General features: G+C 74.1%; 17 protein-coding genes. 6 read left to right on the top strand and 11 right to left on the bottom strand.

Features of this window, described 5'->3' with window-relative positions:
- From FF36_RS25575 to eutB, 4 genes are all read right to left on the bottom strand, one after another.
- The coding region (locus tag FF36_RS25575) for a pentapeptide repeat-containing protein (RefSeq protein ID WP_242422861.1) at positions 1-2,986 on the bottom strand (2,986 nt) is incomplete at its 3' end.
- Positions 2,986-3,456: a TIR domain-containing protein gene (locus FF36_RS25580; protein WP_044887738.1), complete on the bottom strand. Its 471-nt coding sequence runs from the start codon at positions 3,454-3,456 to the stop codon at positions 2,986-2,988. The genes FF36_RS25575 and FF36_RS25580, both read right to left, overlap by 1 nt.
- 138 nt (positions 3,457-3,594) lie before the next feature.
- Entirely contained in the window at positions 3,595-4,512 is a 918-nt protein-coding gene (gene eutC, locus FF36_RS25585) for an ethanolamine ammonia-lyase subunit EutC (protein ID WP_082122224.1), read from the bottom strand.
- On the bottom strand, positions 4,509-5,960 hold the full coding sequence (gene eutB / locus FF36_RS25590) for an ethanolamine ammonia-lyase subunit EutB (protein WP_236706276.1): 1,452 nt from the start codon (positions 5,958-5,960) through the stop codon (positions 4,509-4,511). Before eutB ends, eutC begins: the two co-directional genes overlap by 4 nt.
- Before the next feature lie 256 nt (positions 5,961-6,216).
- Here eutB and FF36_RS25595 point away from each other — a divergent pair, with 256 nt between their 5' ends.
- A complete protein-coding gene (locus tag FF36_RS25595) occupies positions 6,217-7,434 on the top strand; it encodes a phosphotransferase enzyme family protein (RefSeq protein ID WP_044887739.1) in 1,218 nt (405 codons plus the stop codon).
- Positions 7,435-7,581: 147 nt separating this feature from the next.
- Positions 7,582-8,364 (top strand): 3-oxoacyl-ACP reductase FabG, encoded by a 783-nt coding sequence (gene fabG, locus FF36_RS25600; protein WP_044887740.1) that lies wholly within the window; start codon positions 7,582-7,584, stop codon positions 8,362-8,364.
- 31 nt (positions 8,365-8,395) lie between these two features.
- Here fabG and FF36_RS25605 read toward each other — a convergent pair whose 3' ends face one another.
- Together FF36_RS25605 and FF36_RS31790 are read right to left on the bottom strand one after the other, a co-directional pair.
- On the bottom strand, positions 8,396-9,001 hold the full coding sequence (locus tag FF36_RS25605; protein WP_199865499.1) for a YbaK/EbsC family protein: 606 nt from the start codon (positions 8,999-9,001) through the stop codon (positions 8,396-8,398).
- Positions 8,998-10,215: a helix-turn-helix transcriptional regulator gene (locus FF36_RS31790; protein ID WP_052681432.1), complete on the bottom strand. Its 1,218-nt coding sequence runs from the start codon at positions 10,213-10,215 to the stop codon at positions 8,998-9,000. Before FF36_RS31790 ends, FF36_RS25605 begins: the two co-directional genes overlap by 4 nt.
- Before the next feature lie 179 nt (positions 10,216-10,394).
- Between FF36_RS31790 and FF36_RS25615 the strand changes: the two genes are divergently transcribed.
- Both FF36_RS25615 and FF36_RS33320 read left to right on the top strand, forming a co-directional pair.
- A complete protein-coding gene (locus FF36_RS25615) occupies positions 10,395-10,973 on the top strand; it encodes a TIGR03086 family metal-binding protein (protein ID WP_044887741.1) in 579 nt (192 codons plus the stop codon).
- Positions 10,974-11,243: 270 nt separating this feature from the next.
- Complete coding sequence (locus tag FF36_RS33320; protein ID WP_082122230.1) at positions 11,244-11,582, top strand: hypothetical protein; 339 nt, start codon at positions 11,244-11,246, stop codon at positions 11,580-11,582.
- A 180-nt stretch (positions 11,583-11,762) separates the two neighbouring features.
- Here FF36_RS33320 and FF36_RS25620 read toward each other — a convergent pair whose 3' ends face one another.
- Together FF36_RS25620 and FF36_RS25625 are read right to left on the bottom strand one after the other, a co-directional pair.
- The gene (locus FF36_RS25620) at positions 11,763-13,037 is read right to left on the bottom strand and encodes an ABC transporter substrate-binding protein (RefSeq protein ID WP_044887742.1); all 1,275 of its coding nucleotides are present in this window, start codon (positions 13,035-13,037) and stop codon (positions 11,763-11,765) included.
- A gap of 653 nt (positions 13,038-13,690) precedes the next feature.
- Complete coding sequence (locus tag FF36_RS25625) at positions 13,691-14,569, bottom strand: DMT family transporter (RefSeq protein WP_063870502.1); 879 nt, start codon at positions 14,567-14,569, stop codon at positions 13,691-13,693.
- A gap of 106 nt (positions 14,570-14,675) precedes the next feature.
- On the opposite strand from FF36_RS25625, the gene FF36_RS25630 reads away from it, so the two are divergent.
- On the top strand, positions 14,676-16,076 hold the full coding sequence (locus tag FF36_RS25630) for an aminotransferase-like domain-containing protein (protein ID WP_242419632.1): 1,401 nt from the start codon (positions 14,676-14,678) through the stop codon (positions 16,074-16,076).
- A 1,232-nt stretch (positions 16,077-17,308) separates the two neighbouring features.
- Positions 17,309-18,673 (top strand): diguanylate cyclase domain-containing protein, encoded by a 1,365-nt coding sequence (locus FF36_RS39035; protein ID WP_242419640.1) that lies wholly within the window; start codon positions 17,309-17,311, stop codon positions 18,671-18,673.
- 55 nt (positions 18,674-18,728) lie between these two features.
- On the opposite strand, the gene FF36_RS25640 is transcribed toward FF36_RS39035, so the two are convergent.
- The 3 genes from FF36_RS25640 to FF36_RS25650 are packed head-to-tail and all read right to left on the bottom strand — an operon-like array spanning position 18,729 to position 22,509.
- Entirely contained in the window at positions 18,729-21,176 is a 2,448-nt protein-coding gene (locus tag FF36_RS25640) for an FtsX-like permease family protein (RefSeq protein WP_044887745.1), read from the bottom strand.
- Positions 21,173-21,904, bottom strand: a complete 732-nt coding sequence (locus tag FF36_RS25645; RefSeq protein WP_044887746.1) for an ABC transporter ATP-binding protein — start codon at positions 21,902-21,904, stop codon at positions 21,173-21,175. Before FF36_RS25645 ends, FF36_RS25640 begins: the two co-directional genes overlap by 4 nt.
- Complete coding sequence (locus FF36_RS25650) at positions 21,901-22,509, bottom strand: PadR family transcriptional regulator (protein ID WP_044887747.1); 609 nt, start codon at positions 22,507-22,509, stop codon at positions 21,901-21,903. The genes FF36_RS25645 and FF36_RS25650 overlap by 4 nt, the downstream gene beginning before the upstream one ends.
- Between the last annotated feature and the right edge of the window lie 107 nt (positions 22,510-22,616).

Below are 22,616 nucleotides of genomic sequence, written 5' to 3' on the forward strand. Positions count from 1 at the left end.
TGCCGTCGGGGCTCCAGGCGCCGCCGGTCAGCCAGTGGGTGTGGCCGGTGAGGGTGAGCTGATGGTGGCCGGTGCTGGCGTTCCAGATGCGCGCGGTGTCATCGTGGCCCGTGGTGAGGACGCGGGTGCCGTCGGGGCTCCAGGCGCCGCCGGTCAGCCAGTCGGTGTGGCCGGTGAAGGACAATATGCGGACGCCGGCTTGCCGCGTGGTCGCGTTCGGTGCCACCAGCCAGCCTCGGCGGCGGGCACCGTCGACCGGGCGGCACAGCAGCGCCTGAGTGGCATATGCGTGGGAGCCGCTCCAGCGTGCGCCGGTGAGATCGCAGCCACGGAACATCGTTCCCGTGAGCTCGGCGCGGCGGAGATCGGCCCCGTCCAGGCTGCTGTCGTGCACCTCAGCGCGGGTCAGGTCCGCATCGGACAGGTCGGCCCCCGACAGGTCTACGTCGCGCACCACGGCGTCGGTCAGCCTGGCCCCGGCCAGAGACACCCCGCGCAGGTCAAGCCGCCCGCCGCCACCGTCGATCTGCCAGCCGGCCAGACCGGCGCCGGTGAGGACGGATCCCGACGGGGCGTGGCTCGGATGGCCCACCCGGGTCGCCGCCAGGCAGTACGCGAACGCCAGCACTGCCGCCGCATCGGCCCGCCCGCCTGGGGCCTGTGCGGCCATCGAGGCCAATGCCTTCATGCACCGCCCGCGCTGCGCCTCGCCACGTCCCGCCAGCCACTGGCCGAGGAAGTCGAGCGTCTCGGGGCTCGGCACCGGCAACTGCCAGCCGGCCCGAGCCTGCTCCGCGGGCAGCTCCAAGGCCCGGGCGAGATGGCGGGCGAGGAAGTACTCGCGCAGCGACGTGTGCGCGAAACCGAACGTCTCGTCGTCGCGGCGTACCAGGAACGTCGCCGTGCGCAGGTCCTCCTTCCACAGGTCCGGGGCCCGCGCCGGGTAGTGCAGCTCCAGGTCTGGCCGGCCGGCGAGGAACTCCAACAGCCACTGCTCGACCTCGTCCACCTGCCACGTCGCCCGTCCGGAGCGCCACAGCCGCGCAGCAAGGTCCTCCATCAGGAGCTGCTTGTGCGCCGGGAGTAACGAGTGCTTGCCGTCGTCGCGTTCCAGCCACTGCGCGACGAACGACGCGTACAGGTCCACCGAGCGCACGGTGCGGCCGTCGAGCTTCGCCTGCTCCACCGTTCTCAGTTGCTCGGCAACCATCCGTAGGGTCAGCGGGCGCTCGGCGATCTCCCGCAGGTTGTGCACGCTGTCGAGCAGCTCCAGCAGCCGGTCGGCATCGGCGCCGGGCTCGTTCGCCGAGAGATACGCGCGTACCTGATCCTCGCCGAACGGCAGCATCAACAGGGCCAGATAATCGGCGCCATCCGGACCGTCGCGGTGCTGGCCATTGAAGTGTGTGGTCTCGTGCCGGACGGACCGGAAGTAGTGGGTCCGGCAGGACAGCAGCAGCCGGCTCGGCCGGGCTCCCCGCCGGTCGGCCGTCCGAGACTGCCAGGTGTCCTCAGTGGCGCGCCACAACATCCGGGTGAACATCTGGCCGGCGTGCGGCTCCAGGTGCACCAGCACCTCATCGAGTCCATCGAAGATCAGCACGCAGCCGCCTTCGGCCACCATGTCCAGCACCTGCGCGGCCGACGGGCCGGCGCTGGCGCTGGCGCTGCCGGCGTCCAGCAGCGCCTGCACGATCCTCGTGAGACTGGCTCCCTCCCGTGCCACCGCTGGCGGCAGATCCCGCAGATCGAGCAGGATCGGCAGCGGCACCGCGGGGCCGTGCTGCCGGCGGCGGTCCAGCAGCGCCTCGGTAAACAGCTTGACGGTGGTGGTTTTGCCCATCCCGACGTCGCCGAGCAGCGTGCACAGGTGACGGGCGCCCGGCGACTCGTCGACCGCCCAGCTCAGCAGGCGGGCCACCGCCCTCGTCGGTTCGCCCAGGTGCCGCGGCATCGGGTCGCCGGGGCTTCCCGCGGCGAGCGAGGTCTCACCGGCCACGGGGGGCACTGGCGTCACGTCCAGGGGCCGCCGGCTCATCATCTTCCGGGCCCATGCCTCTCGGCCGGAGCGGTCCCAGGCATGGGTGCCGGTGCGGCCCGTTGCCGCCGGCTCGTAACGCGCCCACGCCGGCGCTTCGGCACTGGGCCATGGCTCCTGCCTGGCCGGAAGGGGTTCCCGAAGGCGGTCGTCGACCATCGCCAGGACCGTCGTGACGAAATGCAGCCGGGCGACGCGATCCCGGCACTGGCTGAACGGTCGGTCGGCACACAGTGCGGCGTTCCCGGTGACGGACGCTCGCGGAACGACGCCCTCCAGGGCGAATCGGAGCGGCCGACGAGCGGTCGCGCCCCGCGGGGCATACCTCCGGGCGGCGGCGCTGTCGAGCTCCACCACCACGTCGGCCGCCTCGCGCAGCCGTTGCCGCTCAGCCCCGACGTTGACGCCGAGCGGGATGTCGAGTGGGCTGGTGACTCTGTAGCCGGGGAGCGCGGCGACCTGCTCGGTCAGCAGCTCTATGAACAGCCGTTCCCGCCTGCGGAGCGCCTTGGACGCCTGCGGAGCCGTCTCTACGTGGACGACCGGTTGGAGCACCTCGGATACCGACGCCGCCACCGGCTCGTCGCCGGTTCGTCGCCTCGCCTCTCGCTGGGAACGCTCGGCCAACTCCTCGCCGGTGACGTCGGCGCCCTCGAACCAGCAGAACCGGTCGGCCGGCGGAGCCTTACGTCGGTCGCTGACCAGCCGCAGGTCTACCCCGGCTGCGGACGCCGCCTCGTCGAGGGCGGCCCGGAACTTGCGGAAGGTGTCCTGCGCCTTCACATCACCGCCGCCGGGTGTGGCGACGTCCAACGCCTGCGGCATCGGGATTCGCCCGTCGTCGCCGATCAGGTCGGCCAACGCCCGCAGCCGAGCCAACTGCCGGGGCGTGAGATCGTCGGCGAGTCGATCCAGGTGCCGCAGCACCGCCCGACCGGGCAGCCGCATCAGGCTGCGTCGCTCAGCACGCGACGCCGGATCTCGGTCGCTAGATCCAATGCGAACCTCTCCCGGCTCGGTCCGCGGGTCTCGGTGAAGCAGCGCCCCTTGGAGGTGAAGATGTGCCGGGTGTCGACCCCGTGCAGGTCCCACGAGCCGTCGATCGGGACCCGCTTCAACATCACCGGCAGGACCTTGTCGACGTCCGGTCCGAGCAGCCGGGGGAGCTCCACGTCCAGGATGAAGCGGCTGGCGAAGAAGCCGGGGCTCAGTAACAGCAGCCCGTAGTCGCACTTGGCGAGTTGGTCGAGCGTCTGCCGACGCCAGTCCTCACCGATCTGCAGGTGCGAGTCCTCCCACCATTCGGCCCGCACCCCGGCCAGGCCATCGAGGTGTAGCTGGCCGAGCAGCGCCTGCTTGGCGTCGGCGTCGCTGTGGCACCAGCTCAGGAACATCGAGACCTGGACCCGCTCGCCCATCGAACCGCCCCCGTTCGCATTTTTCCGGATGGCTTCACGATAGGGCGTGATCACATCACTCGATCTTCCGGGGTACCCGCGATCGCGGTTCAGTGGCAGACGTCCAGCCCTCATGGCGCGCTGCGCATCACAGCCGTCTCAGGTGCTGGAGGTTGGATCCGCTTCGGGCGGCGCGGTGGTGGGGAGGGTCCGTATGGCGGTCGGTTCCTTGATCGAGACGCCGCTGATGCCTAACGTGCGCATCGCATCGATCAGGCCGGTGATGCGCTCAACCGCCTTCGCCGGCGGGAGGCCGCGGCGGTGGATGTTGGACAGGAGGTTGCGGTCGGCGTCGGTGTGGCCCGAGCGGGGGCGGTGGGCCAGGTAGGCGGAAAGGCTCTCGGCGGTGGCGAGGCCGGGGCGCTCGCCGATCAGCAGCACGATCACCGTGGGGCGCAGCAGGTCGCCGATGTCGTTCATGATGCCGACGCGGCACTGGCGCACCGCGAACGGCTGGCCGGTCGACCAGCCTGCCTCGGCCGCCGCGGTGAGCAGCGCGGGCAGCAGCGTCGGGACCTGGGCGTCCACCGCCGCCGCGGACAGGCCGTCGCCGATCACGACCTGGAGATCCGCGCCGGGCGGACAGCGGGCGGCGACCTGCGCGCGCCCCTCGTCGGACAGCCGCCGGCCCAGGTCCGGCCGGCGCAGGTACTGGGCGCGGTCGGCGGCGGCCGATCCCACGGCGAACAGGCCGTACCGCTCGGTCGTCGTGGTCAGCGCGGGGCCGGTGAGGTCCAGTTCGGCGTCGACGGCGTCGCGGGCCGCGGCGTGATCGGCCCGCAGTGCCAGCAGGTTCGCCGTTCGGTAAGACGTACCGGTCCGGCCGACGAACACTCGCGCCGGCGTCACTGCCCGGACCCGCTCGGCCAGCGCCGCGAGATCCACCGGCACCACCGTCGACGCCTCGGGTTCCCGGCCCGGCCTGGTCCGGTCGGGGGATGCGGTGCCGGCAGGTGGGATGGCGTCGGCCGGCGTGACGGAGGCGGGGTCGGGGTCGGGGGCGTGGCCGGGGGTCATCGGGTCGGGCCCGAGGGGACGGCGGGTGGAGTGGGGAGGGTGGCGAGGGCGCCGTCGAGACCGGCGGTGAGCAGGGCGGCCACGGGGCCGGTGGGGTCGGCGAGGTGGCCGTCGACAAGCAGGCCGCGGTCGGTGAGCCAGGCGGTGAACTCCGGCGTCGCCTGCAGGTTGAACAGCTCCCGCATGCCGGCGGCGTCGTGGTAGCTCGTCGACTGGTAGCCGAGCATGACGTCGTCGGCGCTCGGGACGCCCATCACGAACGTGCAGCCGGCCGCGACGAGCAGGACGAGCAGGTCGTCGTTGGTGTTCTGGTCGGCGTCGACGTGGTTGGTGTAGCAGACGTCGCAGCCCATCGGCAGGCCCAGCAGCTTGCCGACGAAATGGTCCTCCAGGCCGGCGCGGGTGATCTGGCGGGCGTCGGCGAGGTACTCCGGGCCGATGAAACCGACCACCGAGTTGACGAGGAACGGGTCGAACGCCCGCGCCACCCCGTGCGCCCGTGCCTCGCAGGTGAGCTGGTCGACGCCGTGGTGGGCGTCGGCGGACAGCGCGCTGCCCTGCCCGGTCTCGAAGTACATGACCTGCTCGCCGACGAAGTCGCCCGGCCGGTCCTGGCGATGGTGCGCGAGCACGGTCTCGCGGCCCTCGGCGAGCAGGTCCAGGGTGATCCCGAAGCTCCTGTTCGCCGCCTCCGTGCCGGCGACCGACTGGAACAGCAGGTCGACGGGGGCCCCCGCGGCCAGCGCGGCTAGCTGGGTGGTGAGGTGCGCGAGCACGCACGTCTGCGTCGGCAGCGCCAACGCGTCGACCAGAGCGCCGAGGCCGCGCAGGATCGTCCCGACCTGCTCGACCGACTCGCGCGCCGGGTTCACGCCGAGCACGGCGTCGCCGCAGCCGTGTAGCAGGCCGTCGAGCACCGACAGCAGGATGCCCTCCAGGTCGTCGGCGGGATGGTTCGGCTGCACCCGCACGCCGAGGACGCCCGCCTCGCCGATCGTGTTGCGGCAGCGGGTGACCGTCCGCAGCGGCTTCGCCGCGCAGATCAGGTCCTTGTCGCTCATGATCTTCGCGGTAGCGGCGGCGATCTCGGGGGTGATCGCGCGGGCCAGGCCGTCATCGCGCCAGCGCGCCGGGAACGACGGCGACAGCACGAGCTCGCGGAACTCACCCACGGTGAGCGAGACCAGCGGGGCGAACAACGCGGGGTCGTGGCCGCGCAGGATCAGGTCGGTGACCGCGTCGTCGATCAGCGGCGCGGCGATGATCTCGCCGAGCGTGACGTCGGCGAGCGCGAGCTTCGCCGCGACCCGCTCGCGCGCCGACCCGGCGGCGATTCCGGCGAGCTCGTCGCCGGACTTCATCTCGTTCGCCTTCGCGAACAGGGTCGCCAGATCGGCGAACACATGCCGCTCGCCGCGCAACGTCGCCCGGTAGGCCAACGCGGCCACCTCCCGTCCCCGGCGCTGCCCGCTCGCCGACGCACTCCGCTCGCCGACGCACTCTGAGGCTCGCCGACGCACTCTGAGGCTCGCCGACGCATGTCGCTCGCCGGCACACTCGCTCGCGTAACGGTACGTATCTTTGCCCGGACGGACGATCGAGCCGTATTACGGTGCTCCCCGTGCCGGAGGACTGGAACAGGAACGCGGGCGCCGCTGCGCCCGGCGCGGCGGGGGCAGCGCAGGCGGGTCGGTGGGCGGTGCGATGAGCGCAACCTCGGTGGAGGGGCTCATCGGGCTGGACGAGACCGTCGACGAGGTGCTTGCCGCCTACGATCTTGGCCCGGCGCCGAAGGCCACCCTGCTACACATCTCGGAGAACATCACCTACCGGGTGGACGACTTCGCCGGCGGGCGTCGCTGGGCGCTGCGCCTGCACCGCCCCGGCTACCACAGCCTCGCCGAGATCCACGGCGAGCTCGCCTGGGTGAGCGCCCTGCGCGGCGACGGGGTCGTGCGGACCCCGCCCGTCGTCCCGACCCGCACCGGCGCCTCCGTGGCGACCGCGACCGCCCGACCACAGGGCACCCCGAGTGATGGCGCGGGCGGTGGCGCAGGTGGTGGTGCGGGTGGTGGAGGCGACGCAGACGGCGGCGCCGAGCGGCATGCCGTGCTGTTCGAATGGGTTGACGGCCGCTCGCCCGAGGCGCTGGAACCGGCCGCGCTGCGAGGGGCGTTCACCCAGCTCGGCGATATCACCGCGCGGCTGCATCGGCACGCCCGAAGCTGGGCCCGCCCACCGTCGTTCGCCCGCTTCGCCTGGACGTGGGAGAGCACCCTCGGCCCCGCCGCCCGGTGGGGGAGCTGGACGTCCGGCCTGCATACCGCGTTGGGCGAGGCCGTCGTCATCGGCGCGGATGCAGCAGCGGGCGTGGACGATCCGGGATCGCGGGGTGCCGCCGTGCTGGGATCGCGGGGTGCCGCCGCGCGCGAGGCGGTGGAACTGCTGGGCCGGGCCGCCACCGTCGCCGAGGGACGGCTGTCGGCCTTCGGCAGGGGGCCGGACCGGTTCGGGCTCATCCACGCGGACATGCGCATGGCGAACCTCCTCGTCCCCGACGGCGCCGGAACCATCGCCGCGGCGGGCGCGGCGAAGGCGGACGAAGTCTGCGTCATCGACTTCGACGACTGCGGCTTCGGGTGGTACCTGTGGGATCTCGCGGCGTCGCTGTCGTTCATCGAGCACCTCGACTCCGCTGGTGATCTCGTCGCCGCGTGGCTCGCCGCCTACCAGCGGCGGCTGCCGCTGACCGCCGCGGACGTCGCGATGATCCCGACCTTCGTGCTGCTGCGTCGGTTGCTGCTCGTCGCGTGGCTCGGCACCCACCCGCATTCCGACGCGGTGCCCAGCATCCCGGCGTACGCCCGCGAGAGCTGCGATCTCGCCGAGGCCTACCTGACCGGGCGCCTGCTCGCCGGCTGACTGCGGCCGGGCCTGATGGTGCGCTGGCGCCGACGGCGAGCCGGACCGGACGAGGAGTCGGGACGGAGGGTAAGTCGGGCCGCTTGAACGTCCCGCCCGCCGGGGACTATGCGGACATCACCCCGCATCGACGAAAGGACGTGCCACATGTTCACCTCGGTCGCGGGTCGGACCGTTGTGGTCACCGGCGGGAGCAAGGGGATCGGCAAGGGCATCGCCAGGGTTTTCGCGACGGCGGGGGCGAACGTCGTGCTCAGCGGCCGGGACGTCGTCGCCGCGGCCACCACGGCCCAGGAGCTCGACGAGCTCGGCGAGGGCACCGTCAGCTTCGTGCTCGCCGACGCGGCCAGCGCCGAGGACAACGCGCGGCTGGCCCGGACCGTCGCCGAGCGGCACGGCGGGGTGGACGTCGTCTGCGCCAACGCCGGGATCTTCCCGTCCGCGCCGCTGGCGACGATGACGGAGGCCGACATCGACGAGGTGCTGGGGACGAACGTCAAGGGCGCCATCCTCACCGTGCAGGCGTTCCTACCGGCGCTGGTCGCCTCCGGCCGCGGCCGGGTGATTCTCACCTCGTCGATCACCGGGCCGATCACCGGCTATCCCGGCTGGTCGCACTACGGGGCGTCCAAGGCGGCGATCCTCGGGTTTATGCGCACCGCCGCGGTGGAGCTCGCCCGGGATCGGGTCACCGTGAACGCGGTGCTCCCGGGCAACGTCCGCACCGAGGGGCTCGACGAGCTGGGCGCGGACTATCTGAACTCGATGGAGGCCGCGATCCCGATGCGCCGGCTCGGCGAGGTCGACGAGATCGGTCACGCGGCGCTGTTCCTCGCCTCGGACGAGGCCTCCTACATCACCGGGCAGGCGCTGGTGGTCGACGGCGGGCAGATCCTGCCCGAGTCGCCGGCCGCCCTGCAGATGTCGTGAACGCCGCCCGCGCCGCCGCCGGCGGCGGCTCTCAGGCCGTCACGGACAGCGGGGTGCCACCGGTGACCCGGACGAGCTCCTCGTAGGTCGTCGGGAAGACGGTGTGCGGGGTGCCCGCGGCGGCCCAGATCCGGGGATGGTCCGCGAGCGTCACGTCGACGACGGTGCGCAGCGGTGCCGGATGACCCAACGGGGCGACCCCGCCGATGGCCTGTCCGGTCGCCTCCCGCACCTGGGCGGCGCTGGCCCGGGACAGGGCTGCCACCCCGAGCCGGGCGGCCAGCGCGCCGGTGTCGACGCGGTGGCCGCCGCTGGTCAGCACCAGCACCGGCCGCGCGGCCTCCGTGACGAACACCAGGCTGTTGGCGATCGCGCCCACCTCGCAGCCGACCGCCGCGGCCGCTTCCGCCGCCGTCCGCGCCGAGTCGGGCAGCTCGCGGATAGCCCGCGCGGACTGCTCCGCCCCGGCCGCGTGCAGCGCTTCGGCGACCAGACGGCTGCGCGGCGGCAGCCCGGCGAAATCGGGTCCGCCCTGGCTTGGGGCCATGCCGGCCGGACCGGTCTCGGTGCCGGCCCCGGTCTCGGTGCTGGCCGGGGTCTTGGTGCCGGTCTGAGCCTCGGTGCCGGTCTGGGTCACGGTGTGGTCTCCTGACGATCGTCGGCTTCGAGGTTCGGTGCCGTGTCGGAGTTCGGTGCCGTCCGCGGAGCCGGGTGCGAGTATCGCGCGAGCAGTTCGGTTGCGATGCGCCGTAGGTGCGCGGCGACGCCGTCGGGTTGGCCGGGCGGCTCGTCGACGATGACCCGCGCGCCGAACCCGGCGAGGTCGGCCGCGGCGACGGCCGCGCTCGGGAACGAGGCGCACAGCGCCGTCCAGCCGGCGGTGCCGCCCACGGCGCCAAGCGGGTCGGCCGAGTCGACCGGGTTGGCCGAGTCGACCGGGTTGGCCGAGTCGACCGGGTTGGCCGAGTCGACCGGGACAAGCTCGGTGCCGGCGGCGGTGCTCTCACCGGTGGCGGTGCTCTCACCGGTGGGGGACGACCCGGCCGGCGGTTCGATGCGGCCGCGGGCGCTGAGCACGCCGAGCAGGATCGGGACGATCGCGGGGTCGGCGCGCAACCGGACCCGGTAGGCCCACATCCGTTCCTCGACCGCGCGGCGCGACTGTGCCCACAGGGCCGGCAGGTCGAGGTCGGCGGGCCGGTCCGCGGGCTCGTCGAGTTCGGCGACCGACTCGATGCGGGAGACCCGCAGGGTGCGCGGGCCGGCGTCCGTCCCGGCGACGAGGTACCAGACGTCGCCCTTCTGCACCAGGCCGTAGGGGTCGACGTCCCGGTCGCGGGCGGGCGTGCCGGCCGCGCGGTCGGACCGGCCGGCGTAGCGGACTCGGGCGCGGCGGCCCGCCCGCAGGATGCCGGCCAGCGTCGCGAGCTGGGCGGGCGGTGTCACTGCGGGGCCACCCCAGCGGCCCGGGTCGACGAGCAGGGTGGCGGTGACGGCCTCGGCGTCCGGGCGGGTCGCCGCCGGCAGGGCCGCCAGCAGCTTGCGCAGCGCCGAGTCCACCGCGGGCTCCAGCCCGAGCCCGGGACGCGCCGCCGGACCCGCGACCAGGAACAGTCCGTGCGCCTCGTCGGCGGTGAGCCCCGACAGGTCGCTGCGCCAGCCGTGGACCAGCCGCCACCCACCGCCGTGTCCCCGCTCGGAGTACAGCGGCACCCCGAGTTCGCCGAGGACGTCGAGGTCCCGGCGGACCGTCCGATCGCTGACGCCGAGCCGCCCGGCGATCTGCGCGGCGGTGAGCCGCTCGTGCGCCTGCAGCAGCATGATGATGGCGATCAGCCGACTCGCTCGCACCCGATCACCGTAGGCCGGCCGCGGTGCGCGGCATCGGGCCGGTGCCGGTGCCGGTGCCGGGCTGGTCTGGCGGGGTGGCCCGCGGCCGTGAACAGGACAGCGTGAACAGGACAGGAGGTGACCTGTTCGGTGGCTACCGTCGCCTTCGATCACGCCGCGACGACCGAAGGAGCACCCGCATGAACCCGCTGGATGACCCGCGCCCGCTGCTCGACCGCGCCCTCGACCAGGCGGGGCGGCTCGTCGCCGCCGTCGAGCCGGACCAGATCGCGCTACCGACCCCCTGTTCCGAGTTCGACGTCACCACCCTGGTCGGGCACCTGTTCACCGTGGTCGCGCGGATCGCGGTCGCGGGTCGGGGTGGCGACCCCCGGGAGCTGCCTCTGGTGACAACCGGGGTGCCGTTGGACGGCTGGGCGGAGCGCTACGCGAAGTCCGCCGCCGACCTGCGCGCGGTCTGGTCCGACGACACCCTGCTCGACCGGCCGCTGCAGTTGCCCTGGGCGGTGCTGCCCGGCCGGGTCGCCGCGGCGGCCTACACCCAGGAGCTGACGATGCACGCCTGGGATCTGGCGGTCGCGACGGGCCGCACCGGCGAGCTCGATCCCGAACTCGCCGTCATCTCGCTGGAGATCGCCCGGCGGGCCGTACCGATCGAGGGGCGCGAGGAGATGCCCTTCGGCCCGGTGGTCGAGGTGCCTGCCGACGCGGACGCCTACCGCCGGCTGGCCGGCCACCTCGGTCGTGCCGTGTCCTGACGTGCCGTGTCCTGACGAGCCGCCCCGCGCGGACGGGGCAACACAGGAAAAACCGCCCTTTCCCGATTTCGGATGTGCCGATCCAGGCGCAGGGCACAAGCAGGGTTTCAAACGCCGGACAACGCGGTTCACGTAGTGACGACGACGTGGCGTACCGACGGTTGTGCGGAGCGTGGCGAGGGTATTCAGCAGGCGCGCCGGGGAGAGCTTCCCGACGGGAGATCCGAACGGTCGGGGTGTCGTGACGGCGCATCTGCCGAAGGGATGGCCATGAAAATCATCAAGCGTTGCAGATCTCTGGTCCTGGCTGTCGTCCTTGCCTTCGCCGCATTCCTGGTGGCCGCGCCCGCCGGCGCGGCCACGCCGTCACCGGCAGGCCCAAGTCCGGCCGCCACCACACCCGCGCCGCCGCCTCCGAAGGCGGTGGAAAAGCCGCACGAAGGCCCCAAGGAACACAAGGGGCAGCACCGTATCTTCCACCCCGGATACTGGGAACCCGGATACTGGATTCCCGGTTACTGGTGGCACCACCACTACTTCCCCAAGGTCTGGCATCCCAAGGAATGGCACCCCGGCTTCTACTACTGGGGTACGTGGCCGACCGCATGACCGGTGGCTGCCCGACCTGCTGACCGCGGGGTGATGCCGCGGCGCGCCGGGTTCCCGCCGTCGGCCTGACCTGAGGGCGGCGGCGGGAACCCGGCCGTTCGCGCGGGCGTGGTCACCCGGCCCGCGGGGTCATCGGGCTCGTGCGGTCATCGGGATCGCAGGGTCATCGGGCTCGCGGGGTCACCCGGCCCGCAGGATCCGCCCGCAGCGCGGCTTGCCGGGCACCGGGACGAACTTCTTACCGTCCTGGGTGACCTGGACGTAGTCGTAGCAGGGCGCGATGTTGGCCACGCCCTTGCTCAGGTTGATCGGCGCCGGCAGCAGCCCGTCGGCGTCGAAGCGGGTCTGGCTGCGCAGGCCGGCGAGCACGCCCGCGCGGGTCGGGCAGGCGCCGGCGGCGGTGATCCCGCGCAGCAGCAGGTCGGCGCTGATCCAGCCGATCAGCGCCGTGCCGTCCGGCAGCGCGGCGGCCTGCGGGGCGTAGGCGGCCATCGCGGCGAGGAACCGCCGGTGCGCCGGGGTGCTGACCTCGAACGGCGTGTAGTCGAGGAACGCGTACGCCCCCGCTGCGGAGTCCCCGAACCGGGCGAGCTGGCTGCGGTCGTAGCTGGTCGGGTTGCCGAGGATCGCCTTGAGGTCGACGCCGGCGTCCTGCACCGCGGCGACGATCTGGTAGAAGTTCGGCGCCGGGACGAAGGCGATGAGGCTGTCGGCGCCGGAGTCCCGGACCTCGTCGGCGAACCGGTCGGCGTCGAAGGGCCCGCTGGGCACCTGCAGGTTGTCCGCGACCTTCAGGCCGGCGGCGAGCACGCTCCTGCGGGCGGCGTCGGCCATCGACCGGGTGGCCGAGGACAGCTCGAGGGAGACCGTGACCGCGCGGTGCGCGCCTCGGTTGGCGAGGAACTCGCCCCAGCCGCTGGAGGTGGGTTCCTCCACCGTCGGCCGGGAGTAGCTGAACACGTTCGAGCGGAGCACCACCGACGGATCGGTGATCTGCCCGTCGACAACGGGCACCCCGGCGGACTCCAGCAGGTGCGCCGATCCGGAGGCCGCCACGCTGAACTGGAGGAGGCCGAGCGCCTTGTCGCGCTGCGCCAGGGCGCGTCCGCCGACGGCGTTCAGTTCGGGGGCCGCCTCGTCGTCCTCGATGCTGTAGGAGAGCCGGCGGCCGTAGATCCCGCCCTTCGCGTTCTGCTCGCCGAGGCGGGCGTCCACGCCCGCCCGGAACAGCGCGCTGGGGTCGCCGTCGTACGGCGAGCCGGAGTACAGTAGGCCGAGGCTGATCTTGCCACGGTCGACGCCCGCCGTCGGCGCGCACGGGTCCGCCCCACCGTGTCGGGCCTGGCTCAGGATGTCCCCGCCGTTCCCACCGCCCCCGCTACACGCGGTCACGCCGACGACGATGCTGGCGACCGCGGCACCCGCCGCGACGAATGAACGCAGGCTTCTTCTCATTCCCTACCATCTCTGTGCCTTTGTGCGGCGGACCGACCCTTTCGGGCCCCAGTGCCGGCCCATGGGTGGCGGTCGGACCGGTGCCCGGTCAATGCCGGCGGCCGGGCCAGGAGCAGCACAAGGTATAGGGCAGCACAAAGACGGATTCGTCGTGTTCTGATTCCGGTCGCCGGTGCTACGCCTTTCGGGGTGTAGCTCGCGGCGCGGTGCGGCGTCGGGATGGTCCGGCCCGCGGGCGGTGGGCGCCTCGGCCGGGTGAATGCGTGATGCGTCTCATCAATCGGTGATGGCCGCCGCCCCGGTCGGTGCCATCGGCCCGGCCGAAATACCGGTGTGGGGGTGCGGTGATGCCGATCCGTCCTGCGGACACATGCTGTGTCCCGGGCCCCGGAGATGCGCGGATGCGCGCGGAGGCCGCTGTGACGGCCGCATTCCGGGTGCCGAGTCGGCCTGATTGGCCGCGGGTAAACATTCCTGCATATCGGCTGGCGGCTCGGGCGGCAAATGCGCCCCCACCCTCGGTGGGCACCGCGGACCGGGCGGCGCCCACCGGCTGTTCGGCGGGCGCGCCGCGGCGGCCTGGCGCGCCGCCCTCGGTCCCGTTCCGCACCGAAGCAGGTGACCCGGGTCATGCCCGCGGGGAGCCCCGTCGATCATGCCCGGCGGGGAACTCCGTCGGGCTGGTGCGGGCGTAGAGGAGCCCGGCGGCCGAGGACGACCGAGGCGATGACGATCACCGCCGTCCCGACGCCGAGCGGTGTCAGCGGTTCACCGAGCAGCAGCGCCGCCCAGATCAGCGTCAGCACCGGTTGGGCGAGCTGGAGCCGCCCGACCCGCGCCACCCCGCCGAGGGCGAGCCCCCGGTACCAGACGACGAAGCCGAGGAACATGCTCACCACGCTGACGTAACCCAGACCAGCCGCAGCGCCGGCTGTCACCTGGCGCGGCGGATGCACGGTGAGGCCGATCGCGGTCAGCGGCACCGTGACCGGCAGCGCCGCCAGCAGCGCCCAGCAGATCACCGCCGCGCCGTCGAAGCGCCGCGAGAGCACCCCGCCCGCGGCATAACCGAGGCCGACGAGCGCCACCGCGGCGAGCACCAGCAGGTCGGCCAGCCGCGGCCGGCCCGCACCCTGGACCGCCGCGAAGGCCAGCACCGCGGCGAGCCCGACGCCCAGGGCCGCCCAGTAGGGCGGGGTCGGCCGCTCCCCGGCCAGCACCACCGCGAAGCCGGCCGTCGCCGCCGGCGCCAGGCCCACCACGACGGCGGCGTGCGCGACCGGGACGTCCGCGAGCGCCCACGAGGTCAGCAGTGGGAACCCGACGACCACGGTCGCTGCGATGACGATCGTCGCGCCCCGCCCGTCCGGGGGGCGCAGGGGCAGGCCACGGCGGCGCAGCAGGGCCGCCGCGAGGCCGGCGGCCAGCACGGCGCGCCCGGCGCCGACGGTGAGCGCCCCGAAGGCGGGCTCCGCGGCCCGGGTCGCGACCAGCGTGAGGCTGAACGCCACCACCCCCGCGGCGCCCGACACCAGCCCCCGCGCTTCCCCGCTCCCGACGAATGCGCTTTCCTTAGCTTTCATGTACGAGGATATCGGCGGAAGCGCTGACGGGTCAGCGGCCGGGCCGGGCAGCCGTGTGGGAGAGCCGGGCCGCGGGGGAGGGCAGGCGGGGATCGTCGACGAGCTGACCGCGCTGTGTGCCCGCCTGCCCGCGGGCTCGGCGTTGCCGAGCACCCGGGAGCTCCAGCGCCGGCACCGGGCGAGCGCGCTGACCGTGCAGCGGGCCCTCGCGGCGGTCGCCGCCCGCGGGCTGCTTGTCACCACGCCCGGTCGCGGCAGCGTCGTCGCCGAGCCGCCGGCGTCGCGGTCGACCGACCTGAGCTGGCAGACCGCCGTGCTCGGAGCCCGCGACGACCTGCCGCACGACATGACAGACCTCTACTCGCCCGTCCCCGACGGCGTGCTCGACCTCGCCTCGGCCTACCTGGATCCGGCGGCCCAGCCGGTGGGCCTGCTCGCGGCGGCGGCCGCCCGCGCCGCGCGCCGGCCCGGCGCCTGGGATCGCACCCCGGTCGCCGGCCTGCCCGACCTGCGCGGGCTGATCGCCGGCCTGGTCAGTCCCTCCCACACCGCATCCGACGTGCTCGTCACCAGCGGCGGGCAGGCGGCGCTCGCGCTGGTCTTCCGTGCTCTCGGTCGGCCCGGCGAGGCCCTCGCGGTCGAGCACACCACCTACCCGGGGGCGCTGGCCGCCGCGCGGGCCGCCGGGCTCGTCCCGGTCCCGGTGCCGGCGGACGCCGCCGGGGTGCGCCCGGACGATCTTGCCGACGTTCTCGGCCGCAGCGGGGCCCGCCTGGTCTACCTCCAACCACGGCACGCCAACCCCACCGGGGCGGTGCTCGCCCCGGACCGCCGGCCGGCGGTGCTCGCCGCCCTGCGGGACCACCGGGCGTTCTGCGTCGAGGACGACTGGGTGGCGCCGCTGGATCTCACCGCGGTCAGCCCGCCCCCGCTGGCCGCCGCCGACCTGGACGGCCACGTCGTGCACGTGCTGTCGCTGTCGAAGAGCGTGTCGCCGGGCCTGCGGATCGCGGCGGTCACCGCCCGCGGCCCGGTCGCGGCCCGGCTGGCCCGGGTGCGGATCACCGACGACCTGTTCGTCGCCCCGGTGCTCCAGCAGACCGCGGTGGAGCTGCTCAGCACCCCGGGCTGGCGCCGGCACCTGGCGTCGCTGCGCCGGGTGCTGCTGGCCCGCCGGGCGGCGTTGCTCGCCGCGATCGCGCGGGCCCTGCCCGCCTGCGACCCGCCGCAGCCGCCCAGCGGAGGTGTGCACGTCTGGCTGCCGCTGCCGCCCGGCGCCGACGATCGGCTCGTCACCGCGGCCGCCCGGCGGGCGGGCGTCGCCGTCGGCCCCGGCAGCGCCTACACCGTGGGCGAAGCCGTCGCCCCGCACCTGCGCCTGACCTACAGCCGCACCCCGGGCGAGGGTCTCGTCGCCGCGGTCGACCGGCTCGCCGCGGTGCTGCGCGACGGGTGAGGTCCGGGCCCCGGGAGCGCCGTGGTCCCGCCTGGTTGTCCAGGCCGGACCCCGGACCGGGGGTCACGCTCAGCAGCGGTCGGGGTGGTTCGGTCGGATCTGGGCCGCCGGACGGGCATAGGTATCGGGGGGCCGAGGGGCGGACCGCCGCGGTGACGCCGCGCTCGGCCGGGTTGGACGGTGACGTTCAGATGGGGGATGAAGCGCGCGCGCCCGCGCGGGCCCGCCCGCCCGGATTCGGGGGGCCACCCGTCGCCCGGTGGTGGCGGCGGACGGCGCTGGGTGTCGCCGTGGTCGCCGTCGCGGTGGCGCTGGCCACGCTGACGCTGCCCGCCCGGGCAGCGTTGATCATGGTGCGGGCCGCCGCGCTGGCATCGACGACGTCCGGCACGTTGGCCTGCTTCGTGACCGCAGCCCGGAGCGAGGGCGCGGAACGCACCTGGCGCGTGCTCGTCGGCGTGATGGTGCTGGCGCTGTCGGGCACGGCGCTCGCCTCGCTGCACGACGTCGTCCATGGCGGACAACCCGTGCCGCACATCACCCTGCCCATGCTGGCGCTGCTGGTGCCGTGGCTGTNTGGCCTGGCCGGAGTGCTGCGCTACCCGACCGATCCGTTCGACTCGCTCGCGCGCGGGACCGCTCGGCAGCGGCGCTGGTACCTGATCACGGTGCTCGACAGCGTCATCGTGACCGGTGCCGTCGCGTTGCTCGCCTGGGTGACGGTGCTGGAGAACGGCATCAAGGAGGGCGATCATCCCGTCTACGACATCCTGCCCGCCCTCGTCGTGACCGCCGCCGCGCTTGTCACCGCCGTGACGATCATCCTGATCGCCACGTTCCGCCGGCCGCGGTCCCTGCTCGGCCTCAGCCTGCTGGGCTCGGGGCTGATGGTCTTCGCACTGGCCATCATGATCTACCTGTACGCGACGACCCGGGACCTCGCCGACCTTCCGCGCATCCTGGACCTGGGCTTCGTGACCGGCCCGCTGCTGGTGGGCCTCGCCGCGCTGTTGCCGCCGGCGCAGCCGCCCCTCGCCGTCGTCCCGGCGGCGCAGTGGACCGCCACGCAGTACCGGCGGCGCTGGTGGCACGTCATGCTGCCCTACCTGCCGCTGCTCGTCGCGGGCGCCGTCGCGGTCGTGCGGGTGGTGGGGACCGATCTGGCCGGGCAGGAGGAGATCTGGGCGTTGCTGTGCCTGCTCGTGCTGGCCCTCCTCCGGCAGATGACGACGATGGCCGACAACGTGCGGCTGCTGGAGCGGTTGGAGGACAACCAGGGGGAGCTGCGCCGGCTGGCCTTCCACGATCCGCTGACGGGCCTGGCCAACCGGGCGCTGTTCGCCGACCGGCTCGACCAGACCCTGGCCCGCTATGCCCGGGTGCCGCACCCGGTCGCCGTGGTCTTCTGCGATCTCGACGACTTCAAGCAGGTCAACGACGCGCTCGGGCACGCGGCCGGCGACGAGCTGCTGCGCGTCACCGCCCGCCGGCTCACCGCGACCGTTCGGGCCACCGACACCGTGGCCCGCTTCGGCGGGGACGAGTTCGCCATCCTGCTCGAATCCGCCCCGGCGGGCGACGCCGAGGACCCGGTGGTGATCGGGCACCGGCTCGCGGAGGCGGTCCGCCTTCCGGTCCGGCTCGCCGACACCACCTACGCCGTCGCAGCCAGTTTCGGGCTCGTCGTCGTCGGCCCCGCCGACACCGCGATCACCGCCGAGACCCTGCTGCATCGCGCGGACCTGGCGATGTACTCGGCCAAGTCCGGCAAGAGCGGACTTCTCACGGTGTACGACGCCGACCTCGGCGCGCCGGACACGATCCCCGCCCTGCAGGCCGCCCTCGCCGCGGCCGCCCGCGACGACCCGAGCGGCGGCCGGCTCGGCGTCTGCCTGCGGCCCGTCGTGGACCTGGCGACCGACGAGGTGCCCGCCTACCAGGCCCGGTTGGAATGGCACCACCCCCGGCTGGGCGTGTTCCGTCCGCAGCGGCTGGCCGTCCTGGGCGACACGGCCGGTGTCGGGCCGGCCCTCGACCGGTTCCTGCTGCGCCACGCCCTGGCGTGGGTCGCCCGCCGGACGCCGTCCGGTGCGCGACCGGCAGCGGTGCACGTGCCGCTGCTCGCCGAGCGGGCCAGCCACGAGGGTCTGCCGGCGGAGATCTCCTCGGCGTTGGCCGACGCGGGGCTGCCGGCCGGTGCGCTCGTCCTCGACATCCGCGGAACGAGCCGGGACCGCGACCCCGACACCACCGCTGAGGTCCTCACCCGGCTGCACCGCGCGGGCGTGCGGATCTCCCTGGCCGAGGTCGGCTCGGCGGACACCACCGTGGACAGCCTGCGGCTGCTGCCCGTCGACATGATCACCCTGCACCCCGCCTACACGGCGCTGTGGGTCGACCGGTCGACCCCGGACCGGCTGCGCATCCTCACCGACGCCTTCCTCGCCACCGTGATCGACCTGGGGATCGAGGTGATCGCCGACGGTGTCGACACCAGGTCGACGGCACGCCGCCTGCTCGAACGCGGCTGCCACCTCGCCACCGGCGACATCGTCGACAACCGTTCCCCGCCACCCGCGACCGCCGCCCGTGCGTGAACCGGACCGCCCGGCGCAGGTCGGGTCGGGCCGGGTCGGTCCGGGTCGGGCCGGGTCACTGCGGCATCCGGCGCGCGATCGATGCCGGTTCCCGGCCGGCGAGTAGCCAGCCGGCGGCCGTGGCCGCCGACGGGACTCCGACGAGGAAGATCAGCGGGTAGATCGCCGGCACGTGGCCGAAGGCCGCCAGATCGCTCCGATACACCGCGACCAGGCCAAGACCGGCGCCGAAGGTGCCAAGCAGCACGCCGAGCAGGGCGAGCCCGCCCGCCGTGGCCGCGGTCAGGGTCCGCCTGATCCCGGCGTCCGCCCCGGTGGCCGTCAGGGTGCGCAGATCGGCGGCGCCTTCGCTGCGGATCAGGCCGACGGTCATGGCCAGGACCGCGAGCGCGAGGACCAACCCGCCCGCCGTGGCGCTCGCCCGGACCGTCTGCACGGCGGCCTGGCCGTCCCGGGATTCGATGGTCAGGCCGGCCCGGGCGGCGATGCGGCGGGCCGCGGCCACCTGCGGGCCGGTGAGGTGCTGCCCGGACTCGATGAGCCAGCCGGCCCGGACCGGCACCAGCTGGCGGCGGGCCAGTCCGCCGACGGTCAGCAGCGTGTCCGGGAGCGAGGTGTACCGGGGTCCGGGAACCCGGACGGTGGGGGGATGCTCCAGGTCGCGGGTCCTGGTCGGCGCGAACATGACCAGACTCCGCGCTTGGCCGGTGACCACGTCGACCGACCTGGGGATCGCGGCCGGATCGGCGCCGGCGAGCCGCAGGAGTGCCGGACTGGCGACGTAGGCCGGGGCCATCGCGAACTCGCTGTCGCCCCTGGCGCTGCCGAGTTCCTGGGCGTGCCGGACGGGTTGACCGGTCGTGGGGCTGAGCTCCGGTGGCGCCGCCGGGTCGTAGGCCAGGTCCAGCGGGAGCACCGTCGAGGCCGGGAGGGCGGCCGCCATCTCGCCGACCCGGTCGGCCAGTTCCCGCAGCCGGCTCGCGGAGCTGATCGGAACGAGCGCCGGCGGGTCGCCGGGCTGCGGGATGCGGACCAGCACCTGGCGATCGCTCAGGTTCCCGGTCGCCGGGGTCGCCTGGGCGGCTGTCGCGACGACGACGGCGGCGACCGGGATGGCCAGCGCCAGGCTGATCGCGGCCACCGCCGCGCCGGATCTCGCCGGGTGTCGGGCCAGGTCGCGCAGGGCCAGCCGGGCGGCGACGGGGGTCCGTGCGCCGGCTGCCGCGAGCAGCCTGATCGCGGGCGGGCCCGCGAACAGGATCGCCAGCGCCGTGGCCACCGTGCCCACGACGATCAGGATCGGGTTCCGCCGGTCGCTCGTCGCCAGGCAGCCCAACCCCACGGCCAGACCGACCGCGGCGAGCGCCGCCGGTCGGTGCGTGGATCTGGGCGCCGGCGGCCGGCCGGAGAGCGCGAGCGTGACCGGGAGGCGGGAGACGGCCCAGGCCGGCCACCAGGCCGCGGCGGCCGACATCGCCATCGCCAGCACCACGATCGCGGCGATCAGCGGCCAGGGAAGGTCGAACCGGTCGATCCGGTGCCCGATCGTGGGCTCCAGCCGGCCGGCGGCCAGAGGCCAGAACAGCAGCCCGACCGTGGCCCCGACCCCGGCCGCGACCGTGCCCACGAGCAGACCGGTGGCGGTGACCACGAGCCGTACCTGCCGGGCGGTGGCACCGATCGCGGCAAGCATGCCGAGCTGGCGGAGTCTGCGCCGGGCGAGGACGGCGAAGCCCGCGGCGGCGACGAACGCGACCAGCAGGAGCAGGACGGTGGTGGCGGCCAGGACCAGGGCGGTGATGACGACCTGGTCGGTGTTGCCCCCCTGCCCCAGCCGCTGGCTCACGGTGGTCAGCCGTGGGCCCTCGCGGCCGTGCCGGTCCCCGAACACCGACACCGACCGCGGCGGCGGCCCCCCGGCGGGCGCCACGAGGACGAAGTCGTCCGTCAGGTCGCTGGGGTTCTCGGCGATGCCGACGATCGTCCGGGGGTGGCCGTCGAGGGCGATCGAACCGCCGAGCCGCAGGCCGAGGAGCTTGGCGGTGCCGGTGGTGACCGCGGCCTCGGTCGCCCCGGACGGATACCGACCGCGATGGATGGCGAGCAGGTGCCCGGTGTGGGTTCCGCCGAGCGGCTGCGCCCGGTAGTCGACCGGCCGGGCGAGCCCCGGGGCCCGTTCCGGGGTGTGGCCGACCATGTCGACGGTCCCGTAGGCCCTGCGCAGCGCGGTGATGTCGGCGGTCATCGCCGGTGGGTCCTGCCCGTTGAGCACCCAGACGTCGCGGGCCGTGCCGAGGGTGGGATCGGCGGGCGGGGGTGCGTGGTAGAGGGCGGTGCCGCCGCAGACGGCCACGGCCACCGCCACGAGGAGCAGGAGGGTCACCAGTATCTGCGACCGCCACTCTCGGCGTAGCATCCGCCAGGCCCACCGCACCATCGCCCGGCGGGCGGGCAGCCCGCCCTCGGCGCGGGCCACCGGCCGTAGGGGTGCCGCGACCGTCATCGCGATGGCTCCGTGCCGGCGGCCAGGAGCGACTCCGGGCCGGCCGGCGGGCGGGACTGGTCCACCGCCACTCCGTCCCGGACGAACACCACGCGGTCCGCCCACGCGGCGAGCTGGGCGTCGTGGGTGGCCAGCACGGCGGCCGCCCCGCGCTTGCAGGCGTCGCGCAGCAGCCGCATGACGCTCTCGCCGGCCTGGGTGTCCAGCGCCCCGCTCGGCTCGTCGGCCAGTAGCAGCCGGCGTTCACCGACCAGGGCGCGGCCGATGGCGATCCGCTGGCGCTGCCCGCCCGAGAGCTCGTCCGGGTAGGCGCCAGCGCGATCCGCCAGTCCCAGTTCGTCCAGGGCCCGCCGCGCCGCCGCGGTCGCTGCCCTCGCCCTGACGCCGTCCAGCTCGAGCGGCAGCGAGATGTTCTCGGTGGCGGTGAGCCCGGGCAGCAGGTTGAAGTCCTGGAAGACGAAGCCGACGTGCCGGCGCCGCAGCCGGGCCCGGTCGGCCGCTGACATGCCCGCCAGGGGGGTGCCCTCGACCAGGACGTCGCCCGTCGTCGGCTGCTCCAGGCTGCCCGCGATGGTCAGCAGGGTGGATTTGCCCGATCCGCTGGGGCCCATGACCGCGACCATCTCCCCGGCGTTCACCGACAGATCGACGCCGGTCAGCGCGTGCACCGCGACCGCTCCCGAGCCGTACACCTTCGTCACGGCGCGCAGTTCGAGTACGGGTGTCATCGGCCGGCCCTCGCGCCCCGCCGCGTCCGGGTGGATGCCGGGGTGGGCGCCAGGGTGGATGCCGGCGTGGGTGCCGGGTCGGCGGCCGGCGGCGGTCGGTGACGCAGGCGGGCCTGTGCGGTGTCCAACCAGCGGACGAACGCCTCCAGCCGGAAGATCTCGGCGTCGGTGACCAGGAGCAGCCCCAGGTCGTCCTCGGCTGCGTCCTCCTTCAGGCGGGTGTAGCGGCTCATCGTCTCGATCAGGTGCCGCCGGTGCGTCTGGAGGAGCTGGATGACATCCACGCCGGGCAACCGCGTCGCCACCAGCACCTTGATGACCAGCTCGTCGCGGGGTGGCACGTCGGCGGCGGGCGGCGTGGCGAGCCAGGCCGCGAGCTCCGCGCCGCCCTCGGGAGTGATCCGGAAGCTCTTCTGCGGGCCAGGTTCCTCACCGTCGTCGGAGGCGACCAGGCCGTCGCGCTCCAGCCGCTGCATGGTCGTGTAGACCTGGCCGACATTGAGCGGCCAGACCTCGCCGGTGCGTGCCTCGAACTCCTGACGCAGTTGCAGTCCGTACTTCGGGCCCTCGCTCAGCAGGGCCAGCAGGGCATGTCGCACGCTCATGAGCACCCGTCCCGTCGGAGAATACCCAGTATCATACTCGGTATACATCCGCGCCTGGCAAGCCCGTCAACCGCGATGGCACCGCGGGTTCCGTCGGGCCCGGCACC

The organism is Frankia torreyi, from assembly GCF_000948395.1.
Lineage (GTDB): Bacteria > Actinomycetota > Actinomycetes > Frankiales > Frankiaceae > Frankia > Frankia torreyi.

Bases quoted from the DNA above. Each gene is read 5' to 3' on its own strand.
- eutC (WP_082122224.1), bottom strand. From the start codon at position 4,512: ATGACCCCCGGCCACGCCCCCGACCCCGACCCCGCCTCCGTCACGCCG.
- FF36_RS25595 (WP_044887739.1), top strand. From the start codon at position 6,217: ATGAGCGCAACCTCGGTGGAGGGGCTCATCGGGCTGGACGAGACCGTC.
- FF36_RS39035 (WP_242419640.1), top strand. From the start codon at position 17,309: ATGGCCGACAACGTGCGGCTGCTGGAGCGGTTGGAGGACAACCAGGGG.
- FF36_RS25645 (WP_044887746.1), bottom strand. From the start codon at position 21,904: ATGACACCCGTACTCGAACTGCGCGCCGTGACGAAGGTGTACGGCTCG.
- fabG (WP_044887740.1), top strand. From the start codon at position 7,582: ATGTTCACCTCGGTCGCGGGTCGGACCGTTGTGGTCACCGGCGGGAGC.
- FF36_RS25580 (WP_044887738.1), bottom strand. From the start codon at position 3,456: ATGGGCGAGCGGGTCCAGGTCTCGATGTTCCTGAGCTGGTGCCACAGC.
- FF36_RS25640 (WP_044887745.1), bottom strand. From the start codon at position 21,176: ATGACGGTCGCGGCACCCCTACGGCCGGTGGCCCGCGCCGAGGGCGGG.
- FF36_RS33320 (WP_082122230.1), top strand. From the start codon at position 11,244: ATGAAAATCATCAAGCGTTGCAGATCTCTGGTCCTGGCTGTCGTCCTT.
- FF36_RS25615 (WP_044887741.1), top strand. From the start codon at position 10,395: ATGAACCCGCTGGATGACCCGCGCCCGCTGCTCGACCGCGCCCTCGAC.
- FF36_RS25620 (WP_044887742.1), bottom strand. From the start codon at position 13,037: ATGAGAAGAAGCCTGCGTTCATTCGTCGCGGCGGGTGCCGCGGTCGCC.
- FF36_RS25650 (WP_044887747.1), bottom strand. From the start codon at position 22,509: ATGAGCGTGCGACATGCCCTGCTGGCCCTGCTGAGCGAGGGCCCGAAG.